Raw genomic sequence first — 19,609 nt, 5'->3', positions numbered from 1 at the left:
CGGCATTAGTTTAATTTCCGTCGATGTTTTATTGAGTTAGGATCGGGACAAGCCCTTTATAGATATCAACAATTTCCTCCATTTTCATTCGAACCAGACCACTTGAAGAAGGTGCAACGAAATCAACCACTCCAGGTACAAATCCGTTGGGTTGCTTTCCCCACTGAATCACTTTTAAACCACTGTATTGCTGGTAAACTCCCTTTCCAACAAAGCAAACTACTTGTGGCTTTAACTGTTCGACCTTTGTCTTTAAGATTTCTCTTCCCTCCACGTACTCTTCTTTCGTAATTTCATCCGCTGCCTTTGTCGGCCTTTGAACGATATTTGTAAAGCCATATCCTAAATCTAAAAGTTTCGCATCTTCAGTTGCGTCATATTTCCTCGGCGTTAACCCCGCTTCATACAAGATCCTCCAAAAACGATTGTTGGGATTAGCATAATGATGCCCTAGTTCACTAGAGCGAATGCTTGGATTAAAGCCAACAAATAAAACCTTTAAATTTCCCTTGAGATGATCACTGATAAGTTTCATAAAAAATCTCCTTATTTACCTAGCCTTTTTAGATTTACCAATTGTTCAATCGTTATGTAATATTTACTTTATTTAGTGCCGCTCAATGTTAATAGTGGTAATAATACTTGCTAGTAGTCCAACAATCGCTACGATGATCAGTGAATAAAAAAGTTTCACATCCTGAAGGAGAAAGAGACCGGTAATAATAATTACGGCATCCATCGCAAACATAATGACGCCAACATTCACTTTTGACCATTTGGCAATGATTAGTGCTAGAAGGTCCATACCGCCTGGACTAATATGATTTCTAAGCATTACCCCAACCCCACACCCAATAATCACAGCTCCTACAATAACACTGCTAAGAATGGGTAGATGAAATATTCCATTTAAAGGCATGAATAATTCAATCATAAGACCGGTACAGAGCGCTCCTATTACACCATTGATAAAATAAATGGGGTCAGATTTAAAGGCGAACATATAAACGGGGATATTAAGAAAGATAAACGTGATTCCGGTTTTAAAACCCCAAATATATTTTAACAACAGGCTAATACCTAAAAATCCTCCATTAATTAAATGCAAAGGAAGAATAAACCCGTTAATGCCAATCCCAATCATGGTGCTCCCAAATCCGATTATAGCCAATTTTTTCAGCATGTGATCATCCCTTGTCCAAGTTCTTTACTACCACTAATATGAAAGATAGTGGTACTTCATTCAAAGGGATTTTCTTTTAACCCCAAAAACCGAAAAAACGGAGACGCAAAGGACTCCGTTTTTTAAGCAATCGCTGTTCGATTTGGTTTGGATTTTCGGGCTTGTTTTACTAAGGAAACTAATATCGTTAAAATGGGTAAAATCCATAAAAATAGCGCAAATGGCAGATAATCCATGATCGGTATACCAACGATCGTGCTGCACATGATGGCGAGAACACTCCACGGGACTATCCCCGGAAACAGCATCGTCGAATCCCCCATCACTCTAGCTAGCTCTTCTTTTCCATAGTTACTAGACCAATGAGGAAGGAAGGATCTCCCTGTTAGAATAATGGGCAGGGTTTGATTTGCTGCTATTAAAGTGATCAAAAATGTCGCCAAAAGCGTTTTAAGGGTGTCACCAGTCAGAGATCGAGATGATTGTAACCATTTATCTAAATAAGGCTGCATGACATTCATTTCTTCTAAAAGGCCATTATATGCCCCTGCCAAGGCTAAAAATAGGAGCAATTCGTACATATGAAGGAATCCTCCCCCAAGCCCACCAATGCCATGCCACAAAGAAAAAACGAGTTTTGTATATGAAATTCCACCGAATAATGCAATCACCGAAGCTGATAGAATACTAGTTAAGAAAGCATAAATGATACTAAACTGTAAAAGGACAAATACGATTAAGATGATTGGCGGGATTAATTTAATCACTGAAATTTCATGTAAACTTAGTGGTTGGGTATTTGAAGCAGTTGTTTCAGAGATCAGATAGTCAGCCATTCCATAAAAGCAAAAGCATAAAATAATAGCCAAAAGCGTGGTGACAAGCATCGCATTCCATTGTCTTTTCACCGGCAATTCAACCGTTTGTGACAAAAGTTGATGGGCACTTGAAAACGGCGAGGTCCGATCGCCTACAAACGCTCCTGAAACCAATGCGCCAGCCACCATTTCAACAAGAAGGTGAAGAACGATTGCCGTCCCAATAATAGGTATGCCAATCGCACTCAATGTCCCAACAGTCGTTCCAAGTAGCATCGAGAATACCATGGCGCTTAGAAAGGATAAGACAAAAAAATGATTTGGGATGATAAAATGCAAGGCGATTTTCACCATTTGCTGAATGGTACCTGATAAGTACCAAGATGGCAGCAAGAAACTAACCAAGAAAAGAATTAAGATGACAATTTTCGTTTTATTCACACCCAAAATACTAATATGTAGAATTTGTTTTATCGATATCTCTTTTTTCTTTGCTAACCAAACAAGCATGAGGTAGCCTGGAAAAAAACCTGCCACAAGTGGGTGATGAAAGATAACTGACCAAACCACCCCTGTCAAAGTAACGATTAGAAGGAGCAACACTTGCTTTAAAGAAAAATTGATATCCATACGAACCGACCCTTTAATTAAGAAGCATCTCTTATTATAAGGAAAAATGACCCTTCCGAAAAGCAATAGCTTGCCACCAATATAAAAAGAAGCCGCAAAAAGACGGCTCCATTGTTACGCAAAGGTATTATAAACACTTTCACACTCTGCCGCAGTCGGTTGATAAAAACAATGCAGTTTAAACCTAGCTACAAAAGGTTGATTATACCATGTTTGCGGGCAATCTCCGGGTGGCTTAAAATACCATAGGCTGAATTTTGCCGGCCAATACCTTTCACCATTAATGACTTTTTGTGCCAAACGCTTTTCTGCAGTCCTAGCTCGTTGATAAAAATATCCTTTTGTCGTTGCTTCAAATGCATGTGGTTGATAAACCATTTGTGGTATTGTTCGAAGACCTTTAAAATCAGAACAGTTTGCACGAAGTCTGTTTATTCCTACGTTTCCAACAAGGAGCATTCCTTGAGTGCCTTCCCCTTCAGCTTCGGCTCTAAGTAATCGCGCCATAAGATCAATATCCGATGAACTTGCCTTCACAACTGCCATCACGTCACCCCCAATTTTGTTGCTTTATAACATATTCCTAAAAGTGGGTTGGTGATATAGATTTTACGAATAACAAGAAATAGCGGAAACCACAGGGTTGTTTTATTACTTGGTCAAACAACCTGACGATCATTCCGCCAACTTGTCACTTTATCTCGCCAACCCGCTTAATGAAGGTACTTTTTACGTGAACCGAGCCTTTTTCGGTAGACAAACTTTCTAAAATCATCCTCCTTTAGATTCCCATCATAAACTAAAAAAAGTAACGATTGATATTCTGGAAATCGCTCCATGACGAAAAGGGCGAACTCCTTCCGTTCGCCCTTTTGTTTCAATTTAAACTCTTCCTGGTTAATAATATCTTCAATCTTCTTTTGGTAATATGCTTTCGTATCTTCCCACTTTTCCTTGCGATTCTCCAAAACATCTCGGGCATATTCAGGTAATTTCTCAATCACAAGATCAATATAGCCTTCAGACCACATAATCATTTTATCCTTTTCAGGGAGTTCAAAGACCATATTCATCAACTCAAGATCATCCACTGTATCGTTTGCTGCATATTTCCCGACCCGATTCATCTTGCTATTCACCTCTTGATCGTAGGGTTAAACTTCTTCTAGTGTATTTTCAATATCATAGCTCTTCTTCTTGTTCTCTAGCCAGGTTGTGTACTCAGAATCGATTTTCTGATCAACTAAAGTTTCTTTAATTTCTTCCTTACTGTCATTATAATTTGCTTCTTTTGCCTTCTTTTTAGCCTCCACTTTAATAATATGATACCCATATTCAGTCTTTACTGGCTTACTTACTTGGTCCACTGCCAGTCCAAAAGCCACATCTTCAAATTCAGTGACCATTGTCTCTTTGGCAAAATATCCAAGGTCACCGCCTGAATCCTTCGTGCTATCATCGGTGGAATAATCTTTGGCTAACTCCGCAAAATCCCCGCCATCGTTGAGCTTTTGTTTGACCTCATTAGCAGTTTTTTCATCGGCAACCAGAATATGACTTGCTTTAATTTGCTCTGCATCGGCAAACGAATCCTTATTTTCATCAAAATAGGTTTTCATTTCCTCCTCGGTAATTTCTATTTGAGGCTCCAGTAATTGTTTGATGGTCAAATAATTTTTTAGATCTTGTTTAAGAAAAGCCAAAGTAGTATTGTTGCTTTCAAGCGCCTGTTTAAATGCTTCTTCGCCGCCATAAGAGGCTTTCAGTTTTTCAACCTCTTTATTCAGGATACTGTTAGTAATATTTATTTTTTGTTTTTTAGCCTCAGCAGCCACAATTTTATCGCCAATTATTTTATCAACTGTGGCAGCACCATACTGTTCGACCATTTCACTATAAAGATCGTCTTTGCTAATTGCTTCACCATTAAACTTTGCGACCGTCTCATCCTTCTTTAGGGCGAAACTTAGCGAGATACCCATCGTAATTAATAACACTAGTATGATTAGAACAGTCTTTTTATTTTGCTTTAATAAGGACATTTTTCTAGCTACTCCCTCCCATTATTCCGACAGTTTTACAATTATCGTCATTTGTTTTCCTTCGCGGTAAATACCAAATTTTATTTCAGCGCCTTTGCTAACTTTTGTATATAAATATTTTCTTAAATCTGAAGAACTGGTAATCTCCGTTCCATTCATAGAGACAATAATATCCTTTACTTGCAGCCCAGCTTTTGCAGCTGCTGAATTAGGCTCAATGTTTGTCAGCAAAACACCTTTTGTTGTGTTATTCGGCATGTTTTGCCAGTACATTTGTGGCACTTGATCAAGATCTGCAAGTCCTACCCCAAGATATGGACGGTCAATTTTACCGCTTTTAATTAATTGATTCACAATTGGAATGAGGTCATTACTAGGAATCGCAAAGCCTAATCCTTCGACACCACTCTCAGAGATTTTCAAACTATTGATCCCAATCACTTGCCCCTGTGGGTTAATTAACGCACCACCACTGTTCCCTGGATTGATCGCTGCATCTGTTTGAATGACATTGGTGTCCCAATTTCCTGCTGATGTTGTGATAGCAATGCTTCGGTTCGTTGCACTGACAATACCTTGCGTGACTGTCCTTGAGAGATCGAGTCCGAGCGGGTTTCCAATCGCATAAACCTGGTCGCCAGGGCGGAGTGTGGATGAATTACCAAAATCAGCAGTTGCCGTCACGTATTTAGCGTCAATTTTTAAGACCGCAAGATCCGTTAAGGCATCTGTGCCAACAACTTCTGCGGTCGCCTTTTCACCGTCAAACAAAGATACTTCAAGTTTCGAGGCCCCTTCTACTACGTGGTTATTGGTGACAATATACGCCGTGTCATTATTTTTTTGAAAAATAACTCCCGAGCCAGATCCGCTTTCCACACTTTGTGATGTGTTAGGGTTTCCATATAAATTATTCTCTTGTTGCTGATAATTAACGATCCCTACAATGGCTTTTGATACATTTTCAACCGTATCCGCAATCGAATTAGAAGATGCGGCTGTTGGCTGAGCCACCACTGGTTTGACAGATGTTCCTTGTTGTGAACTTATTGCCCCTTGATTCTCCACCTTCGGAAAATGATTTTTTATGTAGTCTGTATGTGGCAGAATCACTAATGTCAATACAGACCCAATTACCCCAGCGGCTAGTGTGGAGGCAAATCCTCTTACATTCCGTTTTTTCTTATACTTTTGATCAACTTGGCTAGTCGTACGCGTTTGATCCATTTCTAGAGGTAATGTCGCTTCTATGGTTGGGTCGAATACGATTGGTTCTTCTTGTTCCTCATGATTGACAAAATCCTTCGTCTCCACTGTTACGGTCGCATCGACAGCATGCGAATTTTCTTCGGTATGGCTGAAATTGATTGTATCTACTGCTTGTTCTTCAGCTTTTGTATTTTCAGTCATTTCAGATGAATTAGGTTGATTTTTTTCGAATTCATTTTCATTTTTCAATTCCATCTCACTCAATCTCCTTTAAGGATTTTCTAACTTGTCTTTACTTTAACTGACAAATCTTAAGAAATTATTAACAAACTATAACGGCTTTTGGAAATATCCAAGAAATATAATCGCAACTGCGCAAAAAAGCTGCAGGCATCAGCCCGAAGCTTCTAAATACTCCCTCTTATTTTTGAAGTCGAATCACAAATTTTGTTCCTTGTCCTTCTTCACTGAAAACATTAATTTCTCCATTATGAAGTAGAACCAATTGCTTTACGATTGAAAGACCTAACCCAAATTCACCATAGGGGTTACTGGTTCTGGAAATATCAGCTTTATAGAAACGACGCCAGATGTTTTCGATATCATTGGGATCAATGCCAATTCCCGTATCTTCCACTTCGATAATAGTTGAGTTCTCCTCTGTTCTTCCACGCAGCCAAATAGTCCCGTTCGTGGTAAATTGAATGCTATTTTTGGTAATATTAATTAATATTTGGATCAGACGGTCATAATCTGCATTGACCATGACTTCCGGTGCAGCGTCAATAACTATCCGATTATTTTTATCCTCTGCTTGGGGCATTAATTGTTCCTGAATAATTTCTAGTAACTCTACGAGCTGAATGTCTTCCCTAAATAACTGAATCTGGTTGGAGCGAATTTTGTCATAATCCAAGTTTTCATTGACAAGGCGAATGAGTCTTTTCGCTTCTTGACTAACTAAGTTGATTCCACGCTCTTTATCTTCTTCCGGAATCATATCATTTTTCAAACCTTCGATTACACCACTAATTGTCGTAAGAGGCGTCCGCATTTCATGGGAAACATCAGACAAAAATTGCCTTCGTCTATTTTCCAGACTTTCAATTTCCTCCATCGATGTATTAATTTTATCGACCATATGATTAAAATCGTTTGCTAATTCACCAATTTCATCAAAATTGGAGGCAGAAACGTGTACTTGATAATTCCCAGCAGAGACAAGAGAGGTTGCTTCACGTAGACGCTTAATCCGGTTAACATGAATCCTCGATAAAAACCAACTCATTAGAAAGGACACAATAAGAGCAATAAGAATGGTATACAAAATAAACTGATTAACACGTTGAATCATCGCACTTGAGCCGCTAATCGGTGAGGTTAATAGAATGCCGCCAATAAAGTTCCCGTTATCAAGATACGGTAATACAACAAAGGTAACACCTTCTTGACCGAACCTTTTAAAATCGCTATTAACCACAAGGGTACGTCCTTTTGAAATCTTATCCCAATCCTTGTCAGATAACCCCCCAATGGCTGGACCCTGTTTTCCAACGGCGTATAATTTTCCATATTGATCGAACATACTAAAGCTCATTTTTCTGGTCGCTAATACGGAGCTATATCGATTAATGATGGACTCCGTCGCTTGTGGCCTTTGTTCAATCTCTGACATGATAGACTTTCCGTAAGAAATGAGCTCGTTTGCTTTATTCTCATAAACCAGATTTTCAACATAATGGGCAAATAAAAGACTTAACACCAAAAAAGCAACAATAATGATACTGATATGACTAAAAAACTGTTGGTAAATATATCTAAACTTCATCCGCTTTGATTGACTCATCAAACTTATACCCTACCCCCCATACCGTATGGAAGAATTGCTGCGAGCTTGTTTCGACTTTTTTCCTCAGCCGTTTGATATGGACATCGACTGTCCGTTCATCACCGTAGTACTGATAGCCCCAAACCCGTTCAAGTAACTGCTCTCTTGAAAACACTTGTCGGGGGTGTTCAACCATATAGTAAAGTAAATCAAACTCCTTCGGTGTTAAGTTTGTCACCGGTGTTCCGTCCACAATCACTTCTCTCGTATTTTTACTTACCTTAAAGTGTTCAGTTTGTAGGAAATCGTCACTTTCTTTTGGCACCTGTGTTTGGAAGCGGCGTGTCACTGCCTTAATTCTCGCCATCAATGTCAGCGGACTGAATGGCTTGGTTACATAATCATCAGCTCCCATCTCAAGTCCGAGCACTTGGTCTGACTCACTATCCTTTGCTGTTAACATAATGATTGGAACAGTAAAATTTTCTTGCCGGATTTTACGGCAGATCGTTACCCCATCCATTCCCGGCAGCATCCAATCAATAATGAGAGCATCCCATGTCCCTTCCTTAATGCGGTTATATCCCTCAAGGCCATCATTGACAAACTCTCCATCAATGCCTTCTTTGGCAAAAAACATTTCGATCATTGAGCAAACACTTTTATTATCTTCAATCACTAATATTCTCAAAATTAGATCAGCTCCTCATGCAACCTAAATTGTTCTATTTAATTAGTTTAGCTCAAATTTTAAGCATAACAACCATAAAAACAATTGTTCTCTACTAATTAATAGTTTGTTCATAGTTTATTAATATTTCCACAGAAAAAGAGGCTTGAATCACTTCAAGACCTCTTTCATACATTTATTTAACATTACGGCACTAAAATTAATTTCCCTTGTGTTTTTCGCGATTGCAGCAGAGTATGGACCTTTGCAGCATCCTCTAATGGGAATACCCCGCCAATGGTCAGCTTTAATTTTCCTGCACCGAGGTATGTAAGTAACTCTACTAAGCTTGGCTGCAGTAATTCTGGTTTCCTCATAATCTGCGGTAAGAAAAAGCCGATAACTGATTGATTTCTAGCCATCAGTGATGACGGATAGAAGCGGCTTTGTTCACCGCTTGCAGCACCAAACACAACAAGGCGGCCAAATGTGGCGAGACATTTGACGGTTTTATTAAAAACATCCCCGCCCACCATTTCAAGCGCAACATTTACCCCTTTGCCGCCAGTGGCTTCAAGAACCTGCTGTTCCCAGTCTGGCTCTGTATAGTTAATTAGTACGTCTGCGCCCATTTCCTGTGCTAACGCCAATTTTTCAGCTGTGCTTGCTGTAGCAATGACCTTTCCTGCCCCAAACAATTTTGCTAGCTGAACAGCAATTGTTCCTACCCCGCCTGCAGCTGCATGCACAAGGACGCTTTCGCCCTTTTCTAAACGACCCATTGTTTTTAAAATATGATAAGCACTTAAGCCTTGCAACGGCAGAGCAACGGCATTTTGGAAATCTAATTGTTCAGGAATCGGAATCAGTGAACCCTCATCTGCTAGCGCATATTCAGCGTAGCCCCCTGATTCGATTAAGGTGACAATTCTTGTGCCTGGCTTAACTTTTGTGACTTGATCTCCAATTGCAGCAACCACTCCCGCAATCTCAGCACCAAGAATGAAAGGCAGCGGCGTTTTTACGACATATTGTCCTTCCCTCCGAGCAGTATCCGCGTAGTTAACACCAATCGCTTTTATTTCAATTAGAACTTCATGACCGGTTGGAACCGGTTTTTCAATATCCACTAGATTCAATACTTCTGGTCCACCATATTCTGTTAATCGAACTGCTTTCATCACTTTCATCTCCTATTTCCCTTTAAATGCTGGTTTTCTTTTTTCCTTAAAAGCGGTAATTCCTTCTTTGTGGTCAGCTGTTTGCACCATTAACGTCTGTATCAACCGCTCCTGCTCGAGGATTTCCTCAAGTGTGGATGTAAACGATTGATCAATTAATTTCTTTTGTTTTCCAAACGCTTTCCCAGGACCATGCGCCAATTTTAAGGCGAATTTCGTAGTTTCTTCTTGAAGCTTCTCTAATGGAACTAAATAATTAATCACCCCTAGTTGAAAAAGACGCTCTGCAGGGATTGGTTCTGCTGTAAAAAAGAATTGTTTCGCTAAATGCGGACCAATTAATCTCGGAAGTAAATAGGAGCCGCCCCCGTCAGAAATTAAACCAACCTGTGAAAAGCTTAGGGCAAACTTACTGTCTTCCGCTGCTACTATAAGATCACAGGCCAGAGCCAAATTAAACCCTGCCCCAGCGGCAAAACCGTGAACAGTGGCGATAATCGGCTTTTCGGTTTCTTTCATCAATAAAATGAGCTCATTGAGCTTGCCGATATGCTCGTAAACTTGATTAGAGTCTGCCTGCCCCATTGTTTTGACATCGCCGCCTGCACTAAAGGAACGACCGGCTCCAGATATAACAATCACCTGTATATCTTCATCCATTTGGGCGTTAGTAAGCGCATCCTTTAGTCCTAAAATCATCTCGGGGCTAAACGCATTTAGGCTTTCTGGACGGTTTAATGTCAAAGACAACACCGGACCTAGTTTTTCAATTAATAAATGTCCTTGGCTCATATTCATCTTCCTTTCAGTTTATGTTCGTAATCTATTGAAAACCAAAAAGCTGTCGCCCTGCAAATTCCGCTTCCTGCCCCGTTATTAATGCAATTGTTTGTGAAAACCTCATCGATCTCTGCATCCCTTTATATAGAATAGATTGTTTCGACTACGACTTTTCCATCTTTTAATATAGGTACAATCGAAGTTATCCCTTTTACCGAAGCCACCCTTAAGTCAGGATGCTGATTATATTTATCTAGAAGTTTTCCAACATAAGAATCTAGCAGAATCTCGTAGGCGTCCTTTTGACCCCGGTAGAAATATAAAGCCGTTTTCGCTGCATCTGTTAATTCATATTCACTATGTTTCAATAAACAATCTATTAAGTGGCCGGCACCATAAAAATCTTCTAAACTCATTTCCCCAGAATTTCCGGAACAAATAATTAGAATGGTTTGATCCTCACTAACTTTCTGAAGAGAACTAGCAACAGCAGGATTATTGAGCATAGATGCAATGTATACTTTATTCGCCGAAGATGATTTTCTTAACGCCACAGTGCCGTTTGTGGTGGATAAAATTAACGTTTTTCCATTAATGGATTCCCTGATTAACGTTGGACTAGGATAAACAAACCCGTCAATCGGTTTGGCATCTAGTTCTCCAGCCAGAATACATTCATCCTGTTGGTACTGATTTGCAAGTTCGATTGCTTCCTTGCTATGCAAAACTGGAATGACTTCCTTTGCGCCATCCTTTAAGGCTGAAACAATTGTGGTTGTTGCCAGTAGTATATCTAAGACGACCGCGATTTTATTTCCATCAGCAATTTTCTCTTCTCGGATGTCTTCTTTCTTCATAAGAAGATGAATCTTAGTCATTCCCACCCAGCTCCCTTTTAAACCCTTTCATCCGCAACATTCGCTGCATGCAGAATTAAATTTTTTACAAAATAATTAAAATTGGCAAATCGTGTATCAGTGGTTTGCCCTTTTTTATAGCGGTAGTAAATTTGTTGACCAATGACAGCAAGTTTAAAATAAGCAAACGTTAAATAAAAGTTAAAGTTAGAAACATCCCGGCCGCTTTTTTTCGAATAAAGATCGATACATTCATTCCTTGTTAAAAATCCATCATGGACAGCCGTGATCGGCGCCTTACCTAACCCCTTAATCAAAAGTTCAGAGTCATCGAGTTGATTCCAATAACCCATGGCCACCCCAAGGTCTGCCAGCGGGTCACCTACCGTGGTCATCTCCCAATCAAACAGGCCAACCATATCGGTTAGATCCTCAGTAAACATGGCATTATTGAATTTATAGTCATAATGTATGATCGTCGCTTCGTGTTTTTTGGGTGTCTGTTCTACCAGCCATCGTTTTAATTGTTCAACGACAGCAATTTCCTCCGTTTTCGCCCGTTCATATCGTCCAATCCAGCCATGTACCTGCCTTTCCATAAACCCGTCCGGCTTGCTGATCTCAGCAAGACCCGTCTGTCTGTAGTCGATCGCATGCAATTCTACAAGTTTATTGACCATTACCTCCGAAAGGTGCCGACAGTGATCTTCAGTTACTGTAACTCCATCAGGGAAAAACGTGTCAATTACAAGACCATTCTTTCTTTCCATTAGGAAAAAGGGACTGCCAACGATCGATTCATTTTTAGAAAAAAGGATTGGCTTTGGAGCAACTGAAAATAATGGATGCAACTCTGAAAGAATTTTAAATTCCCTTTCCATATCGTGAGCCTTCGGTGCTACAGGTCCTAGAGGAGGGCGTCTTAGTACAGCTTCCCAACTGCCCTTTTTTATTTGATAGGTTAAATTAGAATGCCCTGCTGAAAATTGTAAGATTTCAAGCGGACCACTTGGCAATTTTTCGATGTTTTCTTGTAAAAACTTTTCAAGGACAGGAAGGTTCAATTCCTCCCCTTTTCGGACAGGGATTGTATCTTTACTCATTTGGTGTGGCATCAGATTCCACCTTTCAATTCGGAAAATTCAAACGATACTGACCAGTTGGTATTCACCTTGAAAAAAGAGAGGGTAATTTCCACAAAAACCCTCTTCCCAATTTTTTCTTCAATTGACTTGGATTCCCTTTAAAATCATTTCTACAAAAATCTCTGCAACTTCCCGGTCAGAGACCCTTCCGTTTGGGTTAAACCATTGGTAGCTCCAATTGGTTATGCCAAGAATTCCCATTGTAATAATCTGCACATCTAACTCGGGCCGGAACTCACCTATTTCTACTCCTGTCCGAATCAGGACTTCTATATTGAGACGGAATTGATCTCTTTTTTGAACAATTAATTCAATATGTTCTGAACTTAAATTATTTATTTCTCTAAAGAAAATTTTTGCAGCCGCCCCTTGACTGGAAATACTTGTAATAAGCATATTAACAATCTCATATAATTTTTCCTTACAAGACTTCGAAGCATCTTTTAATATCTGCTCCTGGTAAAAAAGTAATCCATCTATATATCCGAGGTGGATATCCATCAGCAATTCTTCCTTACTTGAAAAGTAATAGTAGAATGTACCCTTTGTCACACCAAGAGAATCCACAACGTCTTGAATTGACGTCTCGGTGAATCCTTTTTTTTCAAAAAGCCGGATGCTTTGAGCTGTAATTTTTTCCTTCACATTATGTCCTCGCATTCTGTAAAAATGTCTATTGAGAATTATATCATAATCTATAATACCCCTATAAGCACAAACGAGGATTTCTACTATCTATACTATTTTCGGAAACATTTTAAACTATCTATAAGCTTTTATTTATTTTTCACTTCGTCCCTTAAGGCACGACGGAGAATTTTTCCAACATTTGTTTTTGGAAGTTGATCGCGGAATTCGACATTGCGCGGTACTTTATAGGCTGCCAAGTTTTGCTTACAATATTGGATTATTTCTTCTTCTGTTACGGTTTTGCCAGCCTTTAGTACTATGACGGCTTTCACATCTTCTCCTCGGTAAGGATCGGGAACTCCAATACAGACCGCCTCTTGTACAGCAGGATGTTCGTAAAGGACTTCTTCAATATCACGCGGATAGACATTGAAGCCACTGGCAATGATTAAATCTTTTTTGCGATCAACGATGTATAGATAACCATCTTCGTCTACTTTGGCAATATCACCCGTGTATAACCAGCCGTCACGGAGGGTATTTGCTGTTTCTTCCGGCATATTCCAATACCCCTTCATAATCTGTGGTCCCTTAATGATGACTTCCCCTAGTTCACCAACAGGCACTGCTTCAGTCCCTGTTGCTAAATCCACTATTTTGTATTCAGTGGATGGGACGCCAATCCCAACGCTTCCAGGTTTGCGTACTGAAAATGGCGGATTGCAATGGGTGGTCGGTGAGGCTTCTGATAATCCATAACCTTCTAAGATTTTAGAACTTGTTTTCTTTTCAAAGCTGCGGAGCAGTTCAAGTGGCATTGGCGCGCTTCCGCTGTTACACGTTTTAATACTGTTAATCCCGTATTCTTCGGCACGAGGATGGCTTGTAATCACTACATACATGGTTGGGACACCTGGAAAAACAGTAGGTTGTTCATTCTTGATCGTGTTTAATACTTCCTCTAATTCAAACCGAGGAAGCATGATCGATTCAGAGGCTGTAAAAATCGAAAGGTTCATACAAGAACTCATCCCGAAAACATGGAAGAGAGGAATGACCGTTAGAAAACGCTCGTTTCCGATTTCCATTTCTTCTTTAAAGAACTCGTAACACTGAATCACATTTGCTAGAACATTTCGGTGCGTCAGCATCGCACCTTTCGATCTTCCTGTTGTGCCACCAGTATATTGAAGGATGGCTACATCATGCTCAGGGTCCATTTCAATCGGGAGGATGCTTCCGTTACTTTCCGATAAGAAGCTTTCAAAGCTTCTGTCCGGGGCAAATTCATGTCCTGAAGGCTGGAGGCTGACAACAATGATATTCTTTAGGTTGGTAAGTGCTTGAACACTTTTCACCCTTGGATAGATGGCATCGAGAACTACAATGGTTTCCGCTCCGGAGTCCTTCAGTATATATTCAAGCTCTCGTTCGACTGACATTGGATTCACTTGGGTAACAATCGCCCCAGCCGTAAGAATTCCGTAATAGGAAATAACATATTGCGGACAGTTCGGGAGCATAATCGCAACTCGGTCGCCTTTTTGAACATGATTTTGCTGCAAAGCAGATGTAAAGTTATGAACTAGCGAGTTTAATTGCTGATAAGAAAATTTCCTTCCATAAAAGGATAGAGCATTATTATCAGGATATTTTTCCGTTGTCTCCTGAAGAATTTGTCCTAAAGGCTTATTTGGAATCGTCACATTTGTTTCGATACTTTCCGGATAATGGGCTAACCAGGCTTTCTTACCACTCATCGATTTTCCTCCCAAAATGTGTTATAAACTCACTAATGATTTTTTACCATTTGCTATAGAGCATCTAAAATGCTAAGCCGCCACCGTCAACAGACAGGGTTGTACCTGTAATAAAAGACGCTTCATCTGAAGCTAAAAATAACACCGTATTTGCAACCTCATCTGGAGTTCCAATTCTTCTTAGTGCATTTGCACGTGAAATAATTGGCCATTTTCGATCATCCTGCTTCCAATGATCAATAATTGGCGTGTCAATTACACCTGGTGCAATCGCATTGACCCTGATATTGTATTTCCCATATTCAAGGGATGCATTTTGTGTCAACATGACAACCCCAGCTTTAGATGCATTGTATGCAGACACATATTTCTGTCCTTTTAAGCCGAGCAAACTAGATGTGTTAATAATTGCTCCGCCTCCTGCTTTAATAAATTCAGGTACTGCGTATTTTATTCCAAGGAAAACACCCTTTAAATTAATGTCAATTACCCGATCCCATTCTTCTTCAGATAAATCAACACTACTTACTTCGGAATTACCGACACCAGCATTGTTGAACAAGATATGTAAAGCGCCAAATGTGCTTGTGGTGGTGTTAATTAATGCCTTTATTTGTTTAGAATCGGTTACATCTGTTTTGACAAATATTGCTTCACCGCCCTCTTCTTTAATTAAACGAACTGTTTCTTCCCCAATTGCGGAATCGATATCTGCTACGGCAACCCTTGCTCCTTCTTTTGCAAAGCGGAGCGCGGTGGAGCGGCCAATACCGCCCCCTCCGCCCGTAATTATTGCTGTTTTCCCTTGTAATCTCATAGTTCTCAGCCCTTCTTCAAGTCTAAATTCTATTGATATTTTCTCAATTCTAGCTTGGCAACCTGTGCACGATGGACTTCATCAGGTCCATCTGCTAATCTTAATGTTCTTGCGTTTGCCCATTGGGCAGCAAGTGTAAAATCGTTTGAAACTCCTGCAGCACCCAGTGCCTGAATGGCACGATCAAGGACACGTAATGCCATTGACGGGGCGACTACTTTAATCATAGCAATCTCTGCTTTTGCTTCTTTATTACCAACAGTATCCATCATAAAGGCAGCTTTTAAGGTAAGCAGTCTTGCCTGTTCAATTTCGATCCTAGAATCTGCAATCCATTCACCAATTACCCCTTGCTGTGCTAATAGTTTTCCAAAAGCAGTCCGTTCCTGAACACGCTTACATAATTCCTCAAGCGCTCGTTCAGCTGCACCAATTAATCTCATACAATGATGTATTCTTCCAGGCCCTAATCTCCCTTGCGCAATTGCGAACCCTTTCCCTTCTCCCCAAAGGATATTTTCGAGCGGTACGCGCACATTTTCATAGGTGATTTCTCCGTGTCCATGCGGGGCATGATCATAGCCGAATACAGGGAGCATCCGTTCAATTTTCACACCTGGGGAATCAAGTGGAACGAGAATCATCGACTGTTGTTCATGACGGTTGGCAGACGGATCTGTTTTCCCCATAACAATCGCAATCTTGCAACGAGGATCACCTGCACCAGATGACCACCATTTCCGACCATTAATAACGTACTCATCGCCATCTCTTTCGATCCTAGCTTCGATGTTAGTCGCATCCGCTGAAGCCACAGCTGGCTCTGTCATCGAAAAGCAAGAACGAATTTCACCTGCTAACAACGGCCTTAACCATTGTTCTTTATGCTTCTCTGTCCCATAGCGTACGATAACTTCCATGTTTCCCGTGTCAGGCGCACTACAGTTAAATACCTCTGGACCTATAAGAGACCTTCCCATAATTTCACATAAAGGAGCATATTCCTGATTAGTTAATCCGGCACCCAATTCACTTTCTGGTAAAAATAAGTTCCAGAGCCCTTCCGCCTTTGCTTTTCCCTTCAGTTCCTCCATAATCGGCGGCACCGCACTCCAACGGCTTTCTTGTTCATTTAGTTGCTGCTCGTAAATACGCTCATTGGGATAAACATTCGCTTCCATAAAGGCCGTTAATTTTTCCTGTAACTCTTTCACTCTTTGAGAATATGAAAAATCCAATATTTCCACTCCCTTCCCCATACTAACCAGTTGGTATGTTGTGCTTTTAATTATACCTGTAAATATTAAATATTCAAATTAATTTCTAAATATTCTATAACATTTAGTATAGCAGGGGAGTCTAATAGAACAAATTTTAAAAAATTATCTGATCCACAGAAAAAGAGTGGGCCAAGAAAAGTCAAACCAATACCTTCATCCTGCAACAGACATTTCCTGACCTTGGATTATTAAAACCTTTTAGTAAAGGATCTTTTCTGTTTATTCATTACTTCATGCGATTTTTCGATAATATCTGTTAGTACATCTCCTTTATAAATTCTACCCAACTTCAATCCTTGCTGGTAATACTCAACAATTTCGTCCAGCAGCAAGGAAGTTTCCTTCGTAATTCTTACGTTTAATTGAATTCTTTCGTTTTCAGCCAAGATAAACACTCCTATTTATTCGCTAACAACCTGCTAGCACTTTTCTATTCCATTGTTATCATCTATAAATATACTATATTTCTACATTCTTTTCAGTAGAAATAAAAAATTTGGGCAACTCTTTCTTTGTGGGTACATGAAATTGCATAGTTCGACTAATATTATTATTAGGAGGGTTGTTGGTTATGTTTAAGACTTTGATTTTGGGGCTTTTCCTAATGGTCCAACAGGGAAATTCGTCCGATAGTTTACCTATTACAAAGAATGGTCAAATCGTGGCCAATATGAATCGAGAAGACTTTGCTCTATCTCATACTGGTTTGCCATTATTAAATTCTCAAAAATTTAATCAGTTTTTAGACCATCTGGATAAACAATTTTCTGTTGCACCTGAAAACGCCAGCTTAGATCAGTTTGGGGTAATTATACCCGAACGACCAGGTTCTCGAATCCATCGCCAGGCCTTTACTGAACAATTCTATGCCTATTTTTTTGGTTCTAAAAAGGAAAATTTGGAATTACCTATTCTTACTGTTTATCCAAAGGTGGATAGTGAATTACTTGGTGAAATTCGCAGCATGCGAATTGGGCGCTATGTTACTTTTTTTAATTCTCGCAACAAAAAAAGGTCTAACAATATTCAGTTAGCAACAATGGCCATAAATAATTATGTTGTTTTTCCTGGTGAAAGATTTTCTTTTAATCAAGTGGTAGGTAAACGAACAGCTGCCAAAGGTTACCAACGGGCTCCTGTTATTGTGAAGGGGGAGTTCTCAGAAGACATTGGCGGAGGTATTTGCCAGGTCTCTTCTACTCTCTATAATGCGATTGACAATGCTGGGATCAAGGTTCTGGAGCGTTTTTCTCATACCAGAAAAGTTCCCTATATTCCTCCTGGACGAGACGCAACAGTAAGTTGGTATGGTCCCGATTTTGAATTTAAGAATAACTATAACCAGCCCATATTAATCAGAGCACGGACATTAGGAAATTTGTTAATCATAAAAATTTATTCTTCCGAGAATATTAGCTACTCACCAAAGAAAATTCCTAATCCCCCATATTAAAAAAGTCCGCCATGCGGACTTTTTTTTAACGTTTTTTATCTTTATTTAATGCACTCATCAATAGTTCTTCCGAAAATTCTGTTATCGCATGATTATCCATTAAATTAAGATTTGTTTTTGGCGTAAAGTTCTTTACCATATTTTGAAAAGGAAGTGCAAGGTCCTTACGTTTTCCCTTTGTCACTCCAAAAACAGCAGCACTTATACCAATGCCTAATAGAGATGCCCACATAGCTCCTCTACTTTTTCGTTTTCTTCCAAACATATTGAAAAACGGCTGAACATTTACTTTTTTCATCCAAAGCACTCCTTCATATTGAAATGGAAAGGAATCTCCCCCTTCCATTTCATTAATTTGCGCGTAATCGCTTAAAATATTAGAAGGAAACTGAACATAATTTGTTATTTGCTGGTAAGTTTTTGAGTGATATATATTTTAATGGTCAATTATTTGTTTACATAATATTTCTATTGTTACTTGTTATTTCGGAGCACTATTTAGAAAGAACCTCTCTCCACTAGTTATCATAAAATGCTAAAAGATCATTGAGGTGGTGTCTTTATTTATGGGAGGTTTAACCTATATTGACTTCTTGGCCAAATTTGGCGTGGGTGGGGCCCATCCAGGTGGGATCCCATTAACAAAAAACATACTGTCTGGTGAAAACATTACAAACAAATCCCGCATTTTAGATGCAGGCTGCGGCACTGGACAAACAGCGGCATATTTATATCAGCAATATAAGGCAATGGTAGTAGGACTTGAAATCAATCCAATCATGATAGATAAGGCAAGAAGGCGCTTTCAATCATTAAATTTACCCATTCAGTTAATCCCAGGGTCTGTTGAGAAACTTCCCTTTAAAGACAATAGCTTTGACTTTATTTTATCTGAATCCGTTTTAGCTTTTGTTAATAAACCGACCGCACTAAGAGAATTTTATCGAGTCTTAAAAAAAGGTGGACGTTTTATTGCAAACGAAATGACGATAAACACAAAGCTAAGTCAGGATGAAGAAGCTGAAATCATGAAATTTTATGCTTTAGATTCATTATTAATGGAGGATGATTGGAGAAAGTTATTAGAGAAAACAGGCTTCCAAGATATTGTTCTAAAAATCGAAAACACCGCTATCAGTCATGGGAACAATACAGCAGAGTTCAATTTCTCCAAAAATTTTGAACCTGAACTTTTCCAAATATTAAATGAACATGGAAATATTGTCTTAAAATACCAGGATATTTTAAGCTATCGAATCATCTCTTGTTCGAAATCTTAATTGTTTATTACAAGCCTCTCTCCTAAGTGTGTTTATCAGAGGCTTT

At 39.4% G+C, this 19,609-nt stretch carries 21 protein-coding genes; 2 read left to right on the top strand and 19 right to left on the bottom strand.

Annotated elements, in window-relative coordinates; all coding sequences use genetic code 11:
* Positions 1–28 precede the first annotated feature (28 nt).
* From J7E67_RS21710 to J7E67_RS21625, 18 genes are all read right to left on the bottom strand, one after another.
* A complete protein-coding gene (locus J7E67_RS21710) occupies positions 29–535 on the bottom strand; it encodes a mismatch-specific DNA-glycosylase (RefSeq protein WP_214732818.1) in 507 nt (168 codons plus the stop codon).
* A 72-nt stretch (positions 536–607) separates the two neighbouring features.
* Positions 608–1,183: a YitT family protein gene (locus tag J7E67_RS21705; protein WP_214732817.1), complete on the bottom strand. Its 576-nt coding sequence runs from the start codon at positions 1,181–1,183 to the stop codon at positions 608–610.
* 122 nt (positions 1,184–1,305) lie between these two features.
* Entirely contained in the window at positions 1,306–2,631 is a 1,326-nt protein-coding gene (locus J7E67_RS21700) for a Na+/H+ antiporter NhaC family protein (protein WP_214732816.1), read from the bottom strand.
* Positions 2,632–2,745: 114 nt separating this feature from the next.
* Complete coding sequence (locus J7E67_RS21695; RefSeq protein ID WP_214732815.1) at positions 2,746–3,177, bottom strand: cell wall hydrolase; 432 nt, start codon at positions 3,175–3,177, stop codon at positions 2,746–2,748.
* 167 nt (positions 3,178–3,344) lie between these two features.
* Positions 3,345–3,758 (bottom strand): hypothetical protein, encoded by a 414-nt coding sequence (locus J7E67_RS21690; protein ID WP_214718547.1) that lies wholly within the window; start codon positions 3,756–3,758, stop codon positions 3,345–3,347.
* Positions 3,759–3,785: 27 nt separating this feature from the next.
* Positions 3,786–4,673, bottom strand: a complete 888-nt coding sequence (locus J7E67_RS21685; RefSeq protein ID WP_214732814.1) for a peptidylprolyl isomerase — start codon at positions 4,671–4,673, stop codon at positions 3,786–3,788.
* A 21-nt stretch (positions 4,674–4,694) separates the two neighbouring features.
* Positions 4,695–6,137 (bottom strand): S1C family serine protease, encoded by a 1,443-nt coding sequence (locus tag J7E67_RS21680; RefSeq protein ID WP_214732813.1) that lies wholly within the window; start codon positions 6,135–6,137, stop codon positions 4,695–4,697.
* Between the two features lie 166 nt (positions 6,138–6,303).
* Entirely contained in the window at positions 6,304–7,710 is a 1,407-nt protein-coding gene (locus J7E67_RS21675; protein WP_214718564.1) for a sensor histidine kinase, read from the bottom strand.
* A complete protein-coding gene (locus tag J7E67_RS21670) occupies positions 7,700–8,401 on the bottom strand; it encodes a response regulator transcription factor (protein ID WP_214718542.1) in 702 nt (233 codons plus the stop codon). The genes J7E67_RS21675 and J7E67_RS21670 overlap by 11 nt, the downstream gene beginning before the upstream one ends.
* 185 nt (positions 8,402–8,586) lie before the next feature.
* Positions 8,587–9,561, bottom strand: a complete 975-nt coding sequence (locus tag J7E67_RS21665) for a quinone oxidoreductase family protein (protein WP_214732812.1) — start codon at positions 9,559–9,561, stop codon at positions 8,587–8,589.
* Between the two features lie 12 nt (positions 9,562–9,573).
* Positions 9,574–10,353, bottom strand: a complete 780-nt coding sequence (locus tag J7E67_RS21660; protein ID WP_214732811.1) for an enoyl-CoA hydratase/isomerase family protein — start codon at positions 10,351–10,353, stop codon at positions 9,574–9,576.
* Positions 10,354–10,481: 128 nt separating this feature from the next.
* Positions 10,482–11,219 (bottom strand): 2-phosphosulfolactate phosphatase, encoded by a 738-nt coding sequence (locus J7E67_RS21655; RefSeq protein WP_214732810.1) that lies wholly within the window; start codon positions 11,217–11,219, stop codon positions 10,482–10,484.
* A 17-nt stretch (positions 11,220–11,236) separates the two neighbouring features.
* Complete coding sequence (locus J7E67_RS21650) at positions 11,237–12,313, bottom strand: phosphotransferase family protein (RefSeq protein WP_214732809.1); 1,077 nt, start codon at positions 12,311–12,313, stop codon at positions 11,237–11,239.
* Positions 12,314–12,421: 108 nt separating this feature from the next.
* Positions 12,422–12,988, bottom strand: coding sequence for a TetR/AcrR family transcriptional regulator (locus J7E67_RS21645; RefSeq protein ID WP_214718532.1), 567 nt, complete (start codon positions 12,986–12,988; stop codon positions 12,422–12,424).
* Positions 12,989–13,119: 131 nt separating this feature from the next.
* Positions 13,120–14,733 carry a long-chain-fatty-acid--CoA ligase gene (locus J7E67_RS21640; protein WP_214732808.1) on the bottom strand — a complete coding sequence of 538 codons (1,614 nt, stop codon included), beginning with the start codon at positions 14,731–14,733 and terminating at the stop codon, positions 13,120–13,122.
* Positions 14,734–14,797: 64 nt separating this feature from the next.
* On the bottom strand, positions 14,798–15,550 hold the full coding sequence (locus J7E67_RS21635) for an SDR family NAD(P)-dependent oxidoreductase (protein WP_214732807.1): 753 nt from the start codon (positions 15,548–15,550) through the stop codon (positions 14,798–14,800).
* Between the two features lie 29 nt (positions 15,551–15,579).
* Positions 15,580–16,788: an acyl-CoA dehydrogenase family protein gene (locus tag J7E67_RS21630; protein WP_214718526.1), complete on the bottom strand. Its 1,209-nt coding sequence runs from the start codon at positions 16,786–16,788 to the stop codon at positions 15,580–15,582.
* A gap of 230 nt (positions 16,789–17,018) precedes the next feature.
* Positions 17,019–17,216 carry a hypothetical protein gene (locus tag J7E67_RS21625; RefSeq protein WP_066256390.1) on the bottom strand — a complete coding sequence of 66 codons (198 nt, stop codon included), beginning with the start codon at positions 17,214–17,216 and terminating at the stop codon, positions 17,019–17,021.
* A gap of 185 nt (positions 17,217–17,401) precedes the next feature.
* Here J7E67_RS21625 and J7E67_RS21620 point away from each other — a divergent pair, with 185 nt between their 5' ends.
* Positions 17,402–18,283: a VanW family protein gene (locus J7E67_RS21620; RefSeq protein ID WP_214732806.1), complete on the top strand. Its 882-nt coding sequence runs from the start codon at positions 17,402–17,404 to the stop codon at positions 18,281–18,283.
* A 25-nt stretch (positions 18,284–18,308) separates the two neighbouring features.
* Here J7E67_RS21620 and J7E67_RS21615 read toward each other — a convergent pair whose 3' ends face one another.
* Positions 18,309–18,581 (bottom strand): hypothetical protein, encoded by a 273-nt coding sequence (locus J7E67_RS21615; protein WP_214712228.1) that lies wholly within the window; start codon positions 18,579–18,581, stop codon positions 18,309–18,311.
* Between the two features lie 268 nt (positions 18,582–18,849).
* Here J7E67_RS21615 and J7E67_RS21610 point away from each other — a divergent pair, with 268 nt between their 5' ends.
* The gene (locus J7E67_RS21610) at positions 18,850–19,563 is read left to right on the top strand and encodes a class I SAM-dependent methyltransferase (protein ID WP_214712226.1); all 714 of its coding nucleotides are present in this window, start codon (positions 18,850–18,852) and stop codon (positions 19,561–19,563) included.
* Positions 19,564–19,609 lie beyond the last annotated feature (46 nt).

The sequence above is a fragment of the Bacillus sp. ISL-46 genome (assembly GCF_018613205.1).
This window is presented reverse-complemented; position numbering and strand designations above follow the sequence as displayed.